The sequence below is a fragment of the Minwuia thermotolerans genome (assembly GCF_002924445.1).
Classification (GTDB): domain Bacteria; phylum Pseudomonadota; class Alphaproteobacteria; order Minwuiales; family Minwuiaceae; genus Minwuia; species Minwuia thermotolerans.
This window is the reverse complement of record NZ_PIGG01000015.1, coordinates 162,781-179,277: the sequence shown is the minus strand read 5'-3', so window position 1 is coordinate 179,277 and position 16,497 is coordinate 162,781. Positions and strand designations below refer to the sequence as shown.

General features: G+C 69.7%; 13 protein-coding genes. 8 read left to right on the top strand and 5 right to left on the bottom strand.

Features of this window, described 5'->3' with window-relative positions:
* Window positions 1–50: 50 nt before the first annotated feature.
* From trxA to CWC60_RS04005, 3 genes are all read left to right on the top strand, one after another.
* Entirely contained in the window at window positions 51–368 is a 318-nt protein-coding gene (trxA, locus tag CWC60_RS04015) for a thioredoxin TrxA (protein ID WP_109792717.1), read from the top strand.
* 128 nt (window positions 369–496) lie between these two features.
* On the top strand, window positions 497–1,282 hold the full coding sequence (locus tag CWC60_RS04010; RefSeq protein WP_109792716.1) for a hypothetical protein: 786 nt from the start codon (window positions 497–499) through the stop codon (window positions 1,280–1,282).
* Window positions 1,283–1,289: 7 nt separating this feature from the next.
* Window positions 1,290–2,084, top strand: coding sequence for a hypothetical protein (locus CWC60_RS04005; protein ID WP_109792715.1), 795 nt, complete (start codon window positions 1,290–1,292; stop codon window positions 2,082–2,084).
* A 206-nt stretch (window positions 2,085–2,290) separates the two neighbouring features.
* On the opposite strand, the gene CWC60_RS04000 is transcribed toward CWC60_RS04005, so the two are convergent.
* Window positions 2,291–2,716 carry an acyl-CoA thioesterase gene (locus tag CWC60_RS04000; protein WP_164516351.1) on the bottom strand — a complete coding sequence of 142 codons (426 nt, stop codon included), beginning with the start codon at window positions 2,714–2,716 and terminating at the stop codon, window positions 2,291–2,293.
* 31 nt (window positions 2,717–2,747) lie between these two features.
* On the opposite strand from CWC60_RS04000, the gene CWC60_RS03995 reads away from it, so the two are divergent.
* The 3 genes from CWC60_RS03995 to CWC60_RS03985 all read left to right on the top strand — a co-directional run bounded on the left by CWC60_RS03995 (window position 2,748) and on the right by CWC60_RS03985 (window position 6,434).
* Window positions 2,748–3,506 (top strand): polysaccharide deacetylase family protein, encoded by a 759-nt coding sequence (locus tag CWC60_RS03995; protein ID WP_164516350.1) that lies wholly within the window; start codon window positions 2,748–2,750, stop codon window positions 3,504–3,506.
* Window positions 3,503–4,372 carry a GNAT family N-acetyltransferase gene (locus CWC60_RS03990; RefSeq protein WP_109792712.1) on the top strand — a complete coding sequence of 290 codons (870 nt, stop codon included), beginning with the start codon at window positions 3,503–3,505 and terminating at the stop codon, window positions 4,370–4,372. Before CWC60_RS03995 ends, CWC60_RS03990 begins: the two co-directional genes overlap by 4 nt.
* A gap of 109 nt (window positions 4,373–4,481) precedes the next feature.
* Window positions 4,482–6,434 carry an acetoacetate--CoA ligase gene (locus tag CWC60_RS03985; RefSeq protein WP_109792711.1) on the top strand — a complete coding sequence of 651 codons (1,953 nt, stop codon included), beginning with the start codon at window positions 4,482–4,484 and terminating at the stop codon, window positions 6,432–6,434.
* 74 nt (window positions 6,435–6,508) lie between these two features.
* Here the strand turns inward: CWC60_RS03985 and CWC60_RS03980 are convergent, their stop codons facing one another.
* The 3 genes from CWC60_RS03980 to CWC60_RS03970 all read right to left on the bottom strand — a co-directional run bounded on the left by CWC60_RS03980 (window position 6,509) and on the right by CWC60_RS03970 (window position 11,156).
* The gene (locus CWC60_RS03980; RefSeq protein WP_109792731.1) at window positions 6,509–8,359 is read right to left on the bottom strand and encodes an ABC transporter ATP-binding protein; all 1,851 of its coding nucleotides are present in this window, start codon (window positions 8,357–8,359) and stop codon (window positions 6,509–6,511) included.
* A gap of 361 nt (window positions 8,360–8,720) precedes the next feature.
* Window positions 8,721–10,106: a pyridoxal-phosphate dependent enzyme gene (locus CWC60_RS03975; RefSeq protein ID WP_109792710.1), complete on the bottom strand. Its 1,386-nt coding sequence runs from the start codon at window positions 10,104–10,106 to the stop codon at window positions 8,721–8,723.
* A gap of 57 nt (window positions 10,107–10,163) precedes the next feature.
* Window positions 10,164–11,156, bottom strand: a complete 993-nt coding sequence (locus tag CWC60_RS03970; protein ID WP_109792709.1) for a threonine ammonia-lyase — start codon at window positions 11,154–11,156, stop codon at window positions 10,164–10,166.
* Between the two features lie 172 nt (window positions 11,157–11,328).
* On the opposite strand from CWC60_RS03970, the gene CWC60_RS03965 reads away from it, so the two are divergent.
* Complete coding sequence (locus tag CWC60_RS03965) at window positions 11,329–12,381, top strand: amino acid ABC transporter substrate-binding protein (protein ID WP_164516349.1); 1,053 nt, start codon at window positions 11,329–11,331, stop codon at window positions 12,379–12,381.
* 24 nt (window positions 12,382–12,405) lie between these two features.
* On the top strand, window positions 12,406–14,340 hold the full coding sequence (locus CWC60_RS03960; protein WP_109792707.1) for an ATP-binding protein: 1,935 nt from the start codon (window positions 12,406–12,408) through the stop codon (window positions 14,338–14,340).
* Here CWC60_RS03960 and CWC60_RS03955 read toward each other — a convergent pair.
* The gene (locus CWC60_RS03955; RefSeq protein WP_109796339.1) at window positions 14,320–16,371 is read right to left on the bottom strand and encodes a lytic transglycosylase domain-containing protein; all 2,052 of its coding nucleotides are present in this window, start codon (window positions 16,369–16,371) and stop codon (window positions 14,320–14,322) included. The two genes, CWC60_RS03960 and CWC60_RS03955, sit on opposite strands and share 21 nt — an antisense overlap.
* Window positions 16,372–16,497: the final 126 nt, after the last annotated feature.

Sequence of the window (16,497 nt, the reverse complement as noted above, 5' to 3'; positions counted from 1 at the left end):
GGAGCGAATTCCGAGACCCATTTGGCGCCCCCGTAACGGAGAGAATTCTGATGACCACGGTCAAGGTAACCGACGACAGCTTCCAGTCCGACGTGCTCGGCTCCGACGTCCCCGTGGTGGTGGACTACTGGGCCGAATGGTGCGGCCCCTGCCGGCAGATCGCCCCGGCGCTGGACGAGATCGCCGGCGAGATGAAGGACCTGAAGATCGCCAAGATCAACATCGACGAGAACCCGTCGACGCCGACCAAGTACGGCGTGCGCGGCATCCCGACGCTGATGCTGTTCAAGGGCGGCGAGGTCGTGGCCACCAAGGTCGGCGCCGTGCCGAAATCCCAGATCCAGTCATGGATCGAGTCCAACATCTGATCCTTATGGCCTTCGCGGTCGTATCGGGCGGGCCCGGGCGGAAACGCGCGGGCCCGTTTTCCGTTTGCGCCGCGCCGGCGGGCCATGCCAAGGCTTGGCAGCGGCGTGCGCAGCAGTGGAGTAGAGCGTTGACCGGTTTCTCCGTCCGTCCGGCCCTTGCGGGCCTCGCCCTTCTGATCCTTCAGGCCTGCGCCGGCCAGCCGGAAACGCCGCTGGAGCCCGTCGACTGGAATGCGCCGCTCGCCGGTCGCAGCATCGACGAGATTCTCGCCGCGCCGGACCGCGGGATCGACGCCGCGAAGCAGCCGGTGCTGATGGCGCGCGAACGCGTCGGCGTGCGCGTCGTCGACGTGCGCGGACCGGGAACCTGGCGCACCACGCTGGACCACGTCCACCGCCTGAGCCGCGCGGAGAGGCTGGACGACGCCGAGGTCGCGCGCGCCATCGAGGCCCGCGCTGCCGAACTGCCCGCGCCTTATCTGTTCGAGCTGGCGCGCCGCATCGTCGAGGCCGACCCGCAACGGGGTCTCTACTGGTACGCGCTGGGCCAGGCGCGAACGGTCTATGCCGGCGCGCGCTGCGCCGACCCCTCGGTGCGGGCCAATATCCAGGCGACGCTGATCGACCTCAAACCCGTGAGCGAGAAGGCCCGGGTCGAGACCTTCGACAACGAACGGCTCTATGCCCGGATCCTGCAACAGGTCCGCGACCAGGGCCCGATCACAGACACGACGGCATCGCCCTGGTGGATCTGCTCCAGCGGTCAGCGCACCCTGAACGCCGCCCGGCGGGGCGAGACCCTGGCGAAGGGCGACTGGCTGCTGCCGCGCGCCGACTGGCCGGCGGCGCGCAAGGCGGCCCGGGACCATCTCGACGCCGAGATCGCCCGCGCCCTGCGGGCCGCGGCGCAGTAGGCGGGCAATGAAGGAGAAGAAGATGCGGAGCTGGAAGGCGGCCCTGGCCGCGGGACTGGCGCTGATCGGACCGGCCGCCGGCGCCTGGGCGCAGGAGGCGGCGGCGGACAGGCCCCGTTTCTCCTTCGCCGACATGACGGTCGAGGAAGCCATCGCGGCGCCGGAAACCGACCTGGAAATCGTCCGCCGGCCGCGCATCGCGGTCCGCGAGGTGGTTGGCGTCCCCGTCCGCGACGTGCGCGGCATCGGCACCTGGCGCACCACGCTGGACCGGGTTCACCGCCTCAGCCGCGCCGCCGACCTGGACGAGGCCGCTCTGGTGCGCGCGCTCGAATCCAGCGCGGATACGTTGCCTGCACCCTATCTGATGGAGATCTCCCGCCGTCTGGTGGCGGCGGAGGCGCCGCGCGAAGGGCTCTACTGGTTCGCGCTCGGCGAACTGCGCACGGTCTATGACGCCCTGCGCTGCGCCGACGAGAGCGTCCGGCCCAACATCGCCGCCACACTGATCGAGCTTCACCCGGTCACCGAGGAGGCGCGGATCACGGCGATCAAGCATGGCGCGCTCTATGTCGAGGCGCTCGAGACCGCGCGGGACAGCGACGCCCTCTTCGCCTCCAGGGCCTCGCCCTGGTGGATCTGCTCCAGCGGCCTGGCGGCAATGGATGCGGCCCGCGACGGCCGCGCCGTCGGCCGCGACGACTGGCTGAAGCCGGAGAGCGCCTGGCCGGCCGCACGCCAGGCGACCCTGCGCCACGCCGACCACCGCATCCGCAACACCGTGGTCCGCGTCGGCGAGTAGGGACGACCGGGGCCGGCCCGGGCCCAATCGTTCCGCGAGATCGAACCACTGCCACTCCGGTGTCATGCCCGCCCCCGTGCGGGCATCCGGTCAGATCGTCGACCTGCGGCGAAGCCGCTCCGGACCCCCGCACAGAGGCGGGGGTGACACGCTGAGCGGGCGACGGTGCAAAAAGTTTGCGGGACGATTCGGACCCACGCCAGGCCTCACGCGGCCAGCAGCTTCTCCAGACCGGCGCGGACCGTCTCGGGCAGCGGACTCGCCTTGCCTTCGACGATGTAGACCATCACCGTCTCCGCCGTGGCGATGCAGCGGTCCTCCACGAACAGCCCGTGGCCGAGCGTCAGCGAGGTGCGGCCCAGCTTCGCCACCACGGTGCCGATGCGGACCGTGCCGGGCCACCAGGCCTGGGCGCGGAAATGGATGGACAGGTGCCCGACGACGAAACGCTGCGTGTTGTCATAGGCGGGGATGAGGTCGGAGCGCATGAAGGGCACGCGCCCCGATTCGACATAGCGTGCGAAGGCGACGTTGTTGACGTGGCCGGTCGCGTCCATGTCGCCGAAGCGGATGGTGTCCTCGCTCCACTCGTTGTAGATCGTGGCGTCGGTGAGATCGGGCGTGTTCTGCATGGACGGATAGATAGACCGAAGGCGGGAACGGATGAAAGAACTCGATGCGCTGAGGGCGGAACTGGACCGCTGGCACGAAGCGGGCCGCGAGGCGACGCTGTGGTGGCGCGACGATGACGCCGAGGCGCCGGACGCGCCCGTGCTGCGCATGCTGGAGCTTTCGGCGCGTCACGGCGCGGGCTGCTTCATCGCCGCCGTGCCGGCCCGCGCCGTCGACGCCCTCGGGCCCGCCATCGTCGACTGCCCGACAGCCGTCCCGTTCCAGCATGGCTGGGCGCATGAGGATCATTCGCCGGCGGCGGTAAAGGGCAAGTGGGAGCTGGGCCTGCACCGCCCGAAGGCGGCGATCCTGGACGAACTGCGCCGCGGACGGGCGCGGATGGCCGAGCTGTTCGGCGCACGCGACCGGCCCATGCTGGGCCCGCCCTGGAACCGCATCGCGCCGGAGCTCTGTGCCGACCTGCCGGCGCTGGGTTTCGAGGTGCTGTCGACCTTCGCGCCGCGTCCCTGCGCCACCCCGGCGCCCGGCCTGCGGCAGGTCAACGGTCATGTCGACATCATCTCCTGGAAGCGGGGCCGCAGCTTCATCGGCGCGGAGAAGACCGCGAACCGGCTGGCCGATCACCTGGCGCAGCGCCGCCGGGGCGAGGTCGAGGACGAGCCGACGGGCCTGCTGACCCATGTCTGGATCAACGACGAGCCGGCCTGGGAGGCGATCGACGCCGTGCTCGGCCTGGTCGCGGCCCATCCGGCAGCGCGCTGGCTGGACGACCGGAGCTTCTTTCAGTGAGCGAACCCCTTTTCCGCCCCGGCACGGACGCCGACATCGACCAGGTTGCCGAACTGCTGCATCTGCACATGAACCGGAAGGTCCCGCCGGCGGTCTTCCGCCGGCTGATGGACTATGGCTGGGCCGGCGAGAAGCCCCATGTCGGCATGGTCGCCGAGGCCAACGGCGAGATCGTCGGCTTCCACGGCAATGTCTACTCGACGCGCTTCATCGAGGGCGCCCCGCGGCTGTTCGGCAGTTTCACCTCGCTCTACGTCCACCGCGACTGGCGCGGCCACGACCTGGGCCTGAAGATGATGCGGACCTACGAGGAACGGCCCGATGTCACGTACACCGTCTTCGACCCCTCGAAGCGGGTGCACGGCATCCTCGAATCCTGCGGCTTCCGTGATCTCGACACCCACCGCCGGGTCTGGACGCCGGACGGCCGGGCCGGCGATGTGGAGGTGACCGAGGGGATCGACCGCATCGGCCCGCGGGTCTCCGCGGAGGAGCAGCGCTACCTTCTCGACCACCGCGACATGAAGGCCTTTCCCGTCCTGCTCTCCGGCGACGCCGGCGAGGTGCTGACCTTTTTCCTGCGCCAGGACCGGGGCGATCACGGCTTCTGCCACGACCTGATCTACACCGGCGATCCGGCCAGGCTGGCGGCGATGATCGACGCCGCCGCCCCGCGCATCCTGGGCGGCGAGCCCCGGGCGCGGCTGCTGGCCGACGAGCGCTTCTTCGCCGGCCATGCGACGGGCGGCGCGCGCGAGCCGCTGCGCTACCGCCGCATGGTCCGCCGCGCCGATCCGGCGCTGCCCGACTGGCGCGTCGATCACCTCTACACCGAGACGCTGCTGATCGGCCTGAAACTCGGATAGGCAGCGCCGCCGACGGCGCGCGGTGGCCGCAAGGCCGATCCGCACATCCCTGTCCCGCTCTTGCCACGCCACGCACAAGCCATAGACTCCGCCGTCGGGAGGCGATGCGATGATCGACGAGGCGACAAGACTCTGGACGCCCGACCCCGAACGCGTGGCCGGCAGCAACCTGGCGCGGTTCCGGGCCTTCGCCGGGCGCGAGGGCGACGGCTACGACGCGCTGCACGACTGGTCGGTGGCCGAGCCGGAAGCGTTCTGGACCGCGGTCTGGGACTTCTGCGAGGTGATCGCGGAGACGCGCGGCGAGCGGGTGCTGACCGACGCCCGGGACATCAAGGCGGCGACGTTCTTTCCCGACGCCCGGCTCAACTTCGCGCAGAACCTGCTGCGCCGCCGCGACGATGCGCCCGCGCTGATCTTCCGCGCCGAGGACCGCTTCGCCGAGCGCATGAGCTGGCGCGAGCTGCACGATCTGGTCAGCCGTCTGCACCGCGCGCTGCGCGCCATGGGCGTGCGCAAGGGCGACCGCGTCGCCGGCTTCATGCCCAACATGCCGGAGACGGTCGCCGCAATGCTGGCCGCCGCCAGCCTCGGCGCCGTCTGGTCCTCCTGCAGCCCCGATTTCGGCGTGCGCGGCGTGCTGGACCGCTTCGGCCAGATCGGCCCGAAGGTGCTGTTCGCCGCCGACGGCTATGTCTATGGCGGCAGGGAGCACGACAGCCTGGAACGCATCGGCGGCATCCTGGCCGAGCTGCCGGAGATCGAGCGCGCGGTGATCGTGCCGCTGCTGAACGACCGTCCCGACATTTCCGCGCTGGAAGGGCGCGCGGCGCTGCTGGACGACGTCATCGCCGAGCACGAGGCCGGCGAGATCGAGTACGTGATGACCGGCTTCAACGACCCGCTCTACATCATGTATTCGTCCGGCACGACGGGCCTGCCCAAGTGCATCCTCCACGGCGCCGGCGGCACGCTGCTGCAGCATCTGAAGGAGCACCGCCTGCAGGTCGACGTGCACCCGGTCGACCGGCTGTTCTACTTCACCACCTGCGGCTGGATGATGTGGAACTGGCTGGTCTCGGGCCTCGCCTCGGAGGCGACGCTGCTGCTCTACGACGGCTCGCCCTTCCATCCGGATGCGAACGCGGTCTTCGACTTCATCGAGGCGGAGAAGGGCGAGATCTTCGGCACCTCGGCCAAGTTCATCGACGCCTGCGCCAAGGAGGGCGTGCGGCCGGCGGAAACCCACGATCTCTCGGCGGTGAAGACGATCCTGTCCACCGGCTCCCCGCTCGCGCCGGCCGGCTTCGACCATGTCTACCGCGACTGGAAGGCGGACGTGCAGCTCGCCTCGATCGCCGGCGGCACCGACATCCTGGGCTGCTTCGTCGGCGGCGCGCCCACCGAACCGGTCTGGCGCGGCGAGATCCAGAAGCCCCAGCTCGGCCTCGACGTCCGCGTGCTGGACGAGGAAGGCCGCCCGGTGACCGGCGAACAGGGCGAGCTCTGCTGCATGAACGCGCATCCGTCGATGCCGCTGGGCTTCTGGAACGACCCGGACGGCAGCCGCTATCACGAGGCCTATTTCGACCGCTACGAGAACGTCTGGCGGCACGGCGACTGGGCGATGATGACGGAGCGGCGCGGCCTGGTGATTTACGGCCGCTCCGACGCCACGCTCAATCCGGGCGGGGTGCGTATCGGCACCGCCGAGATCTACCGCCAGGTGGAGGCCCTGCCCGAAGTGCTGGAGGCGCTGGTGATCGGCCAGGACTGGCAGGACGACGTGCGCATCGTGCTGTTCGTGCGGCTGGCGGCCGGCGCGCGCCTGGACGAGGCGCTGGAGGAACGCATCCGCAATCAGATCCGGCGCAACGCCACGCCACGGCACGTGCCTGCGAAGATCGTCGCGGTCGCCGACATCCCGCGCACGCTCTCGGGCAAGATCGTCGAACTGGCGGTGCGCAACGTGGTCCACGGCCGCCCGGTGAAGAACCGCGACGCCCTCGCCAATCCGGAAGCGCTGGAGCTGTTCCGCGATCTGCCCGAGCTCGGGAGCTAACGCTCCGGGCCGATGCCCGCGCGTCTGCCGGCGGCGGGCATGACAGAGGGGAGCGCCGGCCGGTTTCGGTGCGCCTACTCCGCCGCTTCGCCGAGCAGGAAGCCGCCGGACTGGCGCGACCAGAGGTCGGCGTAGAGGCCGTCCCGGGCGATCAGATCCTCGTGCCCGCCCTCCTCGACGATGCGGCCGCCGTCCATGACGATGAGCCGGTCCATGGCCGCGATGGTCGAGAGACGATGGGCGATGGCGATGACGGTCTTGCCCTCCATCAGCCGGTAGAGGTTCTGCTGGATCGCCGCCTCGACCTCCGAATCCAGCGCGCTGGTGGCCTCGTCGAGCACCAGGATCGGCGCGTCCTTCAGCAGCACCCGCGCGATGGCGATGCGCTGGCGCTGGCCGCCCGACAGCTTGACGCCGCGCTCGCCGACATGGGCGTCATAGCCGCGCCGGCCGTTCATGTCTTCCAGTTCCAGGATGAAGTCGTGCGCCTCGGCCCGCTTCGCCGCCGCCACGATCTCCGCCATGGTCGCGTCGCGCCGGCCGTAGCGGATGTTCTCGGCCACCGAGCGGTGCAGCAGGGAGGTGTCCTGGGTCACCATGCCGATGGCGCCGCGCAGGCTTTCCTGGGTGACGCCGGCGATATCCTGGCCGTCGATCTCGATCCGGCCCGCCTCGAGGTCGTAGAAGCGGAGCAGCAGGCTCACCAGCGTCGACTTGCCGGCGCCGGAGCGGCCGACGATGCCGATCTTCTCGCCGGGCCGGACCTCCAGGTTCAGATGCTCGATGACGCGGTCCGATTCGCCGCGGGCCTTGCCGTAATTGAAGCGGATGTCGCGGAAGGCGACGCGGCCCTCGGTCACCACCAGCGGCGCGGCGCCGGGGCGGTCGACCACCTCCCGGTCCCGGGCGATGGTGCCGATGCCGTCCTGGACCACGCCGATATTCTCGAACAGGCCGGAGACCTCCCACAGGATCCAGTGGGCCATGCCGTGGATGCGCAGCACCAGGCCGGTGGTGAAGGCCACCGCGCCCAGCGTGACGATCCCGCCCTGCCAGAGCCAGATGGCGAGGCCGCCGACGGCGAAGAACAGCCCCGCGTTCAGCATCGTCATCAGGAACAGCAGCACCGTCGCCAGCCGCATGGAGCGGTAGACGGTGCCGAGGAAGGTCTCCATCCCCTCGCGGGCGTAAGTGTCCTCCTGCTCGGCATGGGCGAACATCTTCACCGTCTGGATGTTGGTGTAGCTGTCGACGACGCGGCCGGTGACCATCGACCGCGCCTCGGCCTGATCGGCGGCGAGCTGCGCCATGCGCGGCACCAGGAAGTAGAGAATGGCGACATAGCCCGCCAGCCAGGCGACCAGCGGCAGGGCCAGGCGCCAGTCGCTCATGGCGAACAGCACCACCGCCGAGATGAAGTAGATGCCGACATAGAGCAGGATCTCGCAGGTCTTCAGCACGGAGTCGCGGACGCCGAGCGAGGTCTGCATCATCTTCGTCGCCACGCGGCCGGCGAAGTCGTTCTGGAAGAAGCCGACGGACTGGCGCAGCAGGTAGCGGTGCGCCTGCCAGCGCGTGCGCATGGCGAAATTGCCCAGTAGACCCTGGTTCGACATCACCTCCGACAGCAGCATCACCGCCGGATAGACCACCAGGATGACGAAGCCCATGCCGGCCAGCTCCGGCCAGTGGGTCTCCATGAAGGTCTCCCTGTCGGCGGCGGCCAGCCAGTCCACCAGGTCGCCGATGAAGGAGAACAGCCAGACCTCGACGATGCCGACCAGCGCCGCGGTCAGCGCCGTAAGCGCGATCATGCGCCGGAACGGCCTGGCGTAATGCCAGACGAAGCCGAAAAAACCGGCGGGCGGTTTCGACGGCAGCTCAGGGGGAAAGACTTCCTGGCTCCGCTCCGCCCAACTGAAAATGCGGTCCAGCACGCGTGGCTCCCGTTGCGAAGGTCCGGGCTATATAGGGCGATTCCCCGCCAGATCGAACCGGCTTTCCTTCCCCCTGATTTATGGCCGGCCCGGCGCATCTACGGGTGCCTGGACCGGCGGAGCCGGGCCCGGGACCCACGCCTGAGACTTTCCGCCGGAAAGGGCGTGGCCGGATCTGCTCAGGCGTGGGTCCCGAATCGGGCCTGCGGCCCGTTCAGGACTCGGTCAGAATAACGAAGGTCCGGCGACCCCCTCCCGGCGCGTGCCGCGCCGACCTCCCCCTGATCCCAGGGGGAGGGATGTCCTCACGGGTCGCGGGGCCCTCTGCGGCCCGGGCCCGGCCCGGTCTTCAGCCCTCGACGGCGTTGGCCGCGACCTGGCGCATGTGGTTGATCACGTCGACACGGGTGATGAGGCCATAGAAGGTGTCCTCGTCGGCGACGATCGCCACCTTGTCGGCGCGCAGGATCGGCATCAGCTCGGCCTCGGAGGCGTCGGGGCGGATGGTCTCCAGCCGGGTGACCATGAACTCGCTCACCGGCTTCTTGAAGTTCTCCTCATGGCCCTGCACGGCCAGCAGCAGGTCGCTCTCGTCGATGATGCCGGTGATCCGCTCGCCCTCCATGACGGGCAGCTGGGAGACGTCGAACATGCGCAAGCGCGAATAGGCCGTCAGCAGGGTGTCGCCAGGATTGATGGTGACCACGTCGCCCTCGTCGGCGCGGCGGATGATCATGTCGCGCAGATCGCCGTGGCGGCGGCGGCGGATCAGTCCCTGATCGACCAGCCAGGCGCGGTTGAAGGCCTTGGAGAGATACTTGTTGCCCGTGTCGCAGACCAGGGTCACGACGCGTTTCGGCTCCTTCTGCTCCCGGCAGTAGCGGAGCGCCGCGGCCAGCAGCGTGCCGGTCGACGAGCCGCCCAGAATGCCTTCCTTCGTGATCAGGTCGCCCAGGGCCGCGAAGGAATCCGCATCCGAGACCGTGATCCCGCGGGAGATCACCGCGAGATCGCAGTTCGGCGGGATGAAGTCCTCGCCGATCCCCTCGATCAGCCAGGAGCCGACCTCGGTCGAGATATTTCCGGTATTCGCCGCCTCGGCGACGATGGAGCCCTCCGGATCGGCCACGATCATCTCCGTCTTCGGCGAGTTCTCCTTCATGAAACGGCCGATGCCGGTGATGGTGCCGCCGGAGCCGACGCCGCAGAAGATCGCGTCCACGTCGCCGTCCATCTGCTCCAGGATCTCCGGGCCCGTGCCGCGGTAGTGCGCCTCCGGGTTGGCGGGGTTGGAGAACTGGTCGACCCAGAAGGCGCCGGGAATCTCGCGCTCCAGCCGTTCGGCGATGTCCTGGTAGTATTCCGGATGGCCCTTGCCGACGTCGGAGCGGGTCAGCCGCACCTCGACCCCCAGGGCCTTGAGATGCTGGATCTTGTCGAGGCTCATCTTGTCGGGAATCACCAGGATCAGGCGGTAGCCCTTCAGGGCGGCGACCAGCGCCAGGCCGAGCCCGGTATTGCCCGCCGTGGCCTCGATCAGCGTGCCGCCCGGCTTCAGCCGGCCGTCGCGCTCGGCGGCCTCGATCATCGACAGGCCGATGCGGTCCTTCACCGAACCGCCGGGATTCTGGCTTTCCAGCTTGGCGAACAGCCGGCAGGGGCCGGCGTCGAGATTTCTCAGTTCGACCAGCGGCGTGTTGCCGATCAGATCCAGCACGGACGAACAGGCGGTCATGGCGCGTCTCCCCGGTCTCTTCCCCGCCGGAAAGCCTAGCGCACGCGCCGTGCCGCGTCACGCGGCCGACGGCATCTCCGTCATGTCGAGGGCGCGGCGGAACAGCGCCGGGTCGACATTGCCGCCGGAGACCACGACGACGGCGGTGCGGCCGGACAGTTCCACCCGTCCGGACAGCAGCGCCGCCAGCGCCACCACGCCGCCGGGTTCGGCCACGATCTTCAGCTCCAGGAAGGCGTCGCGCATGGCCGCCAGCGCCTCCTCGTCGCTGACCCCGACCCCCGCCGAGAGGGTGCGCCGGCCGATCTCGAAGGTGATCTCGCCCGGCGTCGGCGTCAGGATGGCGTCGCATATGCTGCGCGCCGACGGGTCTACCGCAACCCGGACGCCGCCCGCCAGCGAGCGGCCCCAGTCGTCGAAATCCGCCGGCTCCGCCGGGTGCACGGCGATCTGCGGGAAAGCGTCCTTCAGCGCCAGGGAGACCCCGCCGATCAGCCCCCCGCCGCCGGCCGGGCAGAGCGCGAAGTCCGGCGTGACGCCCGCCTCGGCGCATTGCTCCGCAATCTCCAGACCCACCGTACCCTGGCCGGCGATCACGCTCTCCTGGTCGTAGGGCTTGACCAGGGTCAGGCCGCGATCGGCCATCAGCCGTTCGCCCAGCGCCTCCCGGTTCTCCGAATAACGGTCGTAGAGCACCACCTCCGCGCCGTATTCGGCGGTGTTGCGCTTTTTCAGCTCCGGCGCGTCATGGGGCATGATGATGGTGGCCGGCGCGCCGAATAGCTTCGCCGAGAGCGCCACGCCCTGGGCGTGGTTGCCCGACGAATAGGCGATGACGCCTCTGGCCCGCACCGCCGGATCCATGGCGCTCAGCGTGTTGTAGGCGCCGCGGAACTTGAACGAACCCGTGCGCTGCAGGCATTCGGGCTTCACCAGCAGCCGCCCGCCCAGGCGGTCGTTGAGGCGCGCCGATTCCAGCAGCGGCGGGCGGATGGCCCTGCCCCGCAGCCGCGCGGCCGCCGCGCGGATGTCGTCGACCGAAACCGTCATGGCGGGCTCCCTCCCCTCTCCGGCGCCCGGACACTGCGCCGGGCGGCGCCAAAGGTGACGCCTATTCCGCCGCCGTCAACCTGAAGCGCCGGCATCGTTTACCTTTCGGCAAGGATAGGGACGATAGCATGATGGTTAACGCGTTCAGACAATGGCCACCGGAGCGCCCCGAATGATTTCCGCACCCTCCGCCATCGCCCGCCTCGCCGGTGCGCTCGCGCTCGCCGGCTGCCTCGTCATGGCCGCCGCGCCCGGTTCCGGGGTCCGCGCCGGCGCGGTGCTGGACCGCGTCAAGGCCGACGGAGTGGTGCGCTGCGGCGTCACCCGCAGCGGTCAGGGCCTCTCGGCGATCGACGAGAACGGCCGCTGGCAGGGCATGTTCATCGACTGCTGCCGCGCCATCGCCGCGGCAGCGCTGGACGACCCGGAGGCCGTCGAATTCTACGAAGTCAACGATGTCATCCGCTTCGAGGCCCTGGCCGCCGACGGCTTCGATGTGCTGATGGCCAACACCACCTGGACGATCACCCGCGACACCGCGCTGGGAATCAGCTTCACCGGAACGATCTACTATGACGGCCAGAGCTTCCTGGCCCACCGCTCCCTGGGCGCCCGCAACCTGGCCGAGGTCGAGCAGGCCAATGTCTGCGTCAGCGGCGGCACCACCACCCTGAAGAACGTCAACGAACTGGTCCGCACCTACTACCCCGGCCTCAAGATCATCGAGTTCCAGTCCATCGACGGCACCTATGAGAGCTTCTTCGCCCGCGAGTGCGAGATCATCACCTATGACCGCGTGGTGCTGATCTCCCAGCTCCGCAACCGCGCCAGCGACCCCGGCAACTTCGTCCTGTTCCCCGAGATCGTCTCCAAGGAGCCGCTGGGGCCGGCGGTGCGCAGGGGCGACCAGGAATGGTTCGACCTGGTGCGCTGGACCGTGCTGGCCACCATCGCCGCCGAGGAGATGGGCGTGACCGCGGCCAATGTCGAGGCCATGCGGCAGTCGGACGACCCGGAGGTGCGCCGCCTGCTGGGCGTCGACGGCGCCATCGGCGCCGGCATGGGTGTCGACGACGACTGGGCCGTGCGGGCGATCCGCGCCGTGGGCAATTACGGCGAGATCTTCGACCGTCACGTCGGCGCGAATTCGCCGCTGAAGATGGACCGCGGGCTGAACGCGCTGTGGACCGAGGGAGGGCTGCATTACGCACCGCCGGTCAGATAGGCCCGATTCCCGGAGTCCGGGACGATGAGGGGGCGCTCCGTCGCGACCAAGTTCTCCGCCGCGCTGGCCGTCATCGCGCTGGTGGTGATCGGCGCGATCGTCACGGCGCTGTTCACCTTCGACCGCATGCAGGGCTCCTACGAAGCGGTGGCGCGCGAAGCGATGCCGAAGCTCATCGCCGCCTCCCGCCTCGGGTCGATCACCAGCGCCATCTCGTCCACCGCACCGTCGCTGGCGCGCGTCGATTCGGAATTCGTCCGCCAGGCCATCAACCACCGCCTGGCCGATCACCTGGGTTCGCTCGAAGCGGCGCTGTCGACCTTCGAGCGCCGCGTCGGCGTCGGCTCGCCCGCCGACCGGGAACTGGTGAGGGCCGTCGAATCCCGCCGCACCGACATGATCGAAAACCTGCAGCGGCTCAATGATTCCGTCGCCCGGCGCATCGTCATCGAGAACAGCATCGCCGAGCATACCCGCGGGGCGCTGCGGCTGCGCGCCCGGGTCCAGGATCTGGAGAGCGCCGGGCGCGAGCGCCGCCTGGCCGTACCCTTCGGCTGGCTGACCGAGGTCGACTGGGCGCTGGGCGCGCAGCTGGCCCTGCCGGCGGCGGATAGCTCGGTCCGGATCGGCCGGCTGGAGGACGAGTTCGAACGCCATGTCGGCATCGCCACCGAGCGGATGGACAACTTCGCCTCCGTGGCGCCCGTACCCGACGAGGTGGCGTCGGTCCACGAGGCCTTCGTCCGGCTGATCGAGGCGACGCGCGTCTCCTTCGGTCTGCAGCGCGAGCTGGTGATCCTGGAGCGCCGCCAGGAGGGCCTGCTGGCCAACAACAAGCTGCTGTCCAACCGGCTCAACAGCGCCGTGTCCGACCTTTTCTTCCACATCCGCGACGACACCGAGCGGCGCAATGCCAGCATCGTGCAGCTGGAGCGCGAGAGCACCGCGATCCTGACGGTCGCGCTGGTGCTGAGCGTGCTGCTGATCGGCGGTCTGCTGTTCTTCGTGCGCAACGACGTGCTGGCGCGCCTGTCGAACCTGAAGTCGTCCATGTTCGCCTGGGTCGAGGGCGAGCGCGCGCCGATCCCCGTCGACGGCCGCGACGAGATCGCCGACATGGGGCGCGCCTTCGACTACATGGTCGGCGCGGTCACCGAGCGCGAGCAGCGCCTGACCGAGGCCAAGGAGAAGGCCGAGGTGCTGGCCGAGGAGGCCGAGACCGCCAACCGCGCCAAGTCGATGTTCCTGGCCAACATGAGCCACGAACTGCGCACGCCGCTGAACGCCATCATCGGCTTCTCGGAGATGATCACGATCTTCAAGTTCGATCCCGGCAAGAACGAGGAATACGCCGGCTACATCAACACCAGCGGCAAGCACCTGCTGGCGGTGATCAACGACGTTCTGGACTTCTCCAAGATCGAGGCCGGCAAGCGCGAACTGGAGCTGGCGCCGCTGGCTCTCGGCGAGGCCGTGGCCGCGGTCACGCCCATGATCGAGTTCCAGATGGAGGACAAGGACCTGGAGCTGCGTCAGCGGCTGGAGCCCGACGTCCGGCTCAACGCCGACGCCCAGGCCATCCGCCAGATCCTGCTCAACCTGCTGTCGAACGCCGTCAAGTTCTCCCATCCGGGCGGCGTCATCGAGGTGCGCGCCCGCGACGCCGACGGCGAATACCTGGTCGAGGTCGCCGATCAGGGCATCGGCATCTCGCCGGACCAGCTGCGGGAAATCCTCCAGCCCTTCCATCAGGCGCGCAACCAGTACCAGTCCCAGGGCGGCGGCACGGGGCTGGGGCTCAGCATCGCCGACAGCCTGATGCGCATGCACGGCGGCCGGATCGAGATCGAGAGCCGCCGCGGCGCGGGCGCCACGGTGCGCCTCTTCTTCCCCGGCCACCTGGTGCTCCGCACCGAGACCGAACCGGCGGCGCGGCTGTCAGCAGGCGCCGCGGGCTGAAGCCGCGAGACAGACAGCCGCCGGTCTGAGGCCGAGATCCTCGTCGAGGCGGTTCGGGGCCGATCGGCCCCGGGCGAGGCGCACCCTGTAGACCTGCAGCCCCTCCAGCACCCGCTGCACGTAGTTGCGGGTCTCGTAGAACGGAATCATCTCCACCCAGTCGACGGGATGAACCGCGCCGCTGCGGGGATCGCCGTTCTCCTCGATCCACTGATTCACCCGGCTGGGCCCGGCGTTGTAGGCGGCGATGGCCATGGGCAGATAGCCGTCGAACCGGTCGATCAGCTCCCTCAGATAGCTGCTGCCGAGGGCGACGTTGTAGGCCGCGTCGCGGGTCAGCCGGGCGGGCGTGTAGGCGAGCGCGATATCGCCGGCCTTCTCGCGCGCGGTGTCGGGCATGAGCTGCATCAGCCCGCGCGCGCCGACGGGACTCACGGCCTCGACATTGAAGGTGCTTTCCTGGCGGGCGATGGCGTGGGCCAGGGCGGGATCGACGAAGCGGTTGTCGCGCAGGGCCGCGTGCACCGGATAGGCCGTCTGCATCACGTCGGCGCCCGCGGCGAGGCCGATCTTTCCGAGCAGGACCTGCATGTCGGTCATGCCGGTATCGTCGGCGAAGCGCGCGGCGGCGGCGTAGTCCTTCGGCGTTTCGGCGGTCTCCACGGCGTGCGACAGCAGGGTCCGGGCCAGGGCGTTCTGCTCCACCTCCATCAGCAGACGGGACATGACCGCCAGCGGACGTTCGGCGAAGGCGCGCGTGCGCGCTTCCGCGACCGGCTCCGGCGGCGGCAGCGCCAGATCCGCCCGGCCCAGGCGCAGCGCGGCGAGCTGGCCGTAATAGGTATTGGGATGGATCGCCGCCAGCTCCAGGAACTCCTGCGCCTCCCGCGCGTTGCCCAGCTCGTGATGGGCCATCGCCGTCCAGTAGGCGCCCCGGGCGCGGCTGATCGGCGTGCCGACGCCTTCGTAGAGGGCGCGGAAATGGGCCAGCGCCGCCTCCGGCCGGCCCACGAAACGCAGCGCCAGCCAGCCGGCCTCGAACTCCAGGCGGGCGAAGTTTATGCCCTCGTCGATGCCGTGATCGCTGGCGATGCGGTAGGCGCGCTCGAAATCGCGGTCCTGGATCAGATTGCGGACCTGGATGCGCCGCTCCACCCACCAGCGGCTGTCGATTCCCGGCATCGGTCCGGCTGTCGACAGGATGTCCTGGGCTTCGCCGTTGCGGCCCTGGCGGCGCAGATAGCGCACCCGCTCATAGACCAGCCCCGGATCGTCCCTCAGCGACTGCGGCACGCGGTCATAGGCCGCTTCGGCGCGGCTGCGGGCGAAGCGCAGGCTCAGGCGCGCGTCGGCCAGCAGCCAGTCGTCCTTGGGCACCAGCGGCTCCATCCGCCCCGCCGCGCTGCTCTGCCCGTTCCAGACCAGCCGGTCGAGGCGCTTCCAGTGGTCCTCGGTGGTGAAGGCATCGCCGAAGGCGGCGAGAAGATCCGCTTCCAGCGGCTTTTCCAGATCGTGGCCGCGCCAGGCTTCCCGGGCGATGCGGAGCGCCAGCTGGCGCTCGCCGGCCCGGTCGAGCAGCAGAGCGTGGCGCACCGCGCCCTCGCCGGTCTGCGGCGGGTGGTGTGCGAAATGGGCCAGCGCCTCGCTGACGCCCGCCTCCCGCGCCACCAGCCGCTCCAGCTCGACGCGGACTGCATCCAGGCTGGGAAACTCGGGATGGGCCTCCAGGAAGGCCCGGATCGCGTCGCGGTCCTCCACGCCCTCGCGGCGGATGCGCAGCCATTGCAGCACCGGAAACAGACGGTCGTCGCGGATGCCGCCGAGAATGCGGTCGAGCGCATCCCAATCGCGCTCGCGCGCCGCGTCGAAAGCGCGGCGGTAGGCCTGGCGGTCGCCAGCGGAGAGCATGGCGCTCTCGCGGCTCTGCACGCGCCGTTCCTCGTTGGCCGGGGGCAGGGGCGCGGCTGTGGCGGCGGCGGCGGTCATGGCCGACAGGACAAGGGCGATCGCAAGAATCGGGGAGGGTCGCAAACAGGGCCTCCGTTGCTGGGTCGAGCCTGCCCGACCATATGGGGACGTCAAGCCGGATTTCGCAGGGCCGTTGCGGCCGCCGCCACAACTCGCCGCTTGCCCGGCCTCGGGCGGCGTCGCTATAAG

Coding starts and splice junctions, on each gene's coding strand:
- CWC60_RS03995 (WP_164516350.1), top strand. CDS start 2,748: ATGAAAGAACTCGATGCGCTGAGGGCGGAACTGGACCGCTGGCACGAA.
- CWC60_RS04000 (WP_164516351.1), bottom strand. CDS start 2,716: ATGCAGAACACGCCCGATCTCACCGACGCCACGATCTACAACGAGTGG.
- CWC60_RS03970 (WP_109792709.1), bottom strand. CDS start 11,156: ATGACGGTTTCGGTCGACGACATCCGCGCGGCGGCCGCGCGGCTGCGG.
- CWC60_RS03965 (WP_164516349.1), top strand. CDS start 11,329: ATGATTTCCGCACCCTCCGCCATCGCCCGCCTCGCCGGTGCGCTCGCG.
- CWC60_RS03985 (WP_109792711.1), top strand. CDS start 4,482: ATGATCGACGAGGCGACAAGACTCTGGACGCCCGACCCCGAACGCGTG.
- CWC60_RS03975 (WP_109792710.1), bottom strand. CDS start 10,106: ATGACCGCCTGTTCGTCCGTGCTGGATCTGATCGGCAACACGCCGCTG.
- CWC60_RS04005 (WP_109792715.1), top strand. CDS start 1,290: ATGAAGGAGAAGAAGATGCGGAGCTGGAAGGCGGCCCTGGCCGCGGGA.
- CWC60_RS03960 (WP_109792707.1), top strand. CDS start 12,406: ATGAGGGGGCGCTCCGTCGCGACCAAGTTCTCCGCCGCGCTGGCCGTC.
- trxA (WP_109792717.1), top strand. CDS start 51: ATGACCACGGTCAAGGTAACCGACGACAGCTTCCAGTCCGACGTGCTC.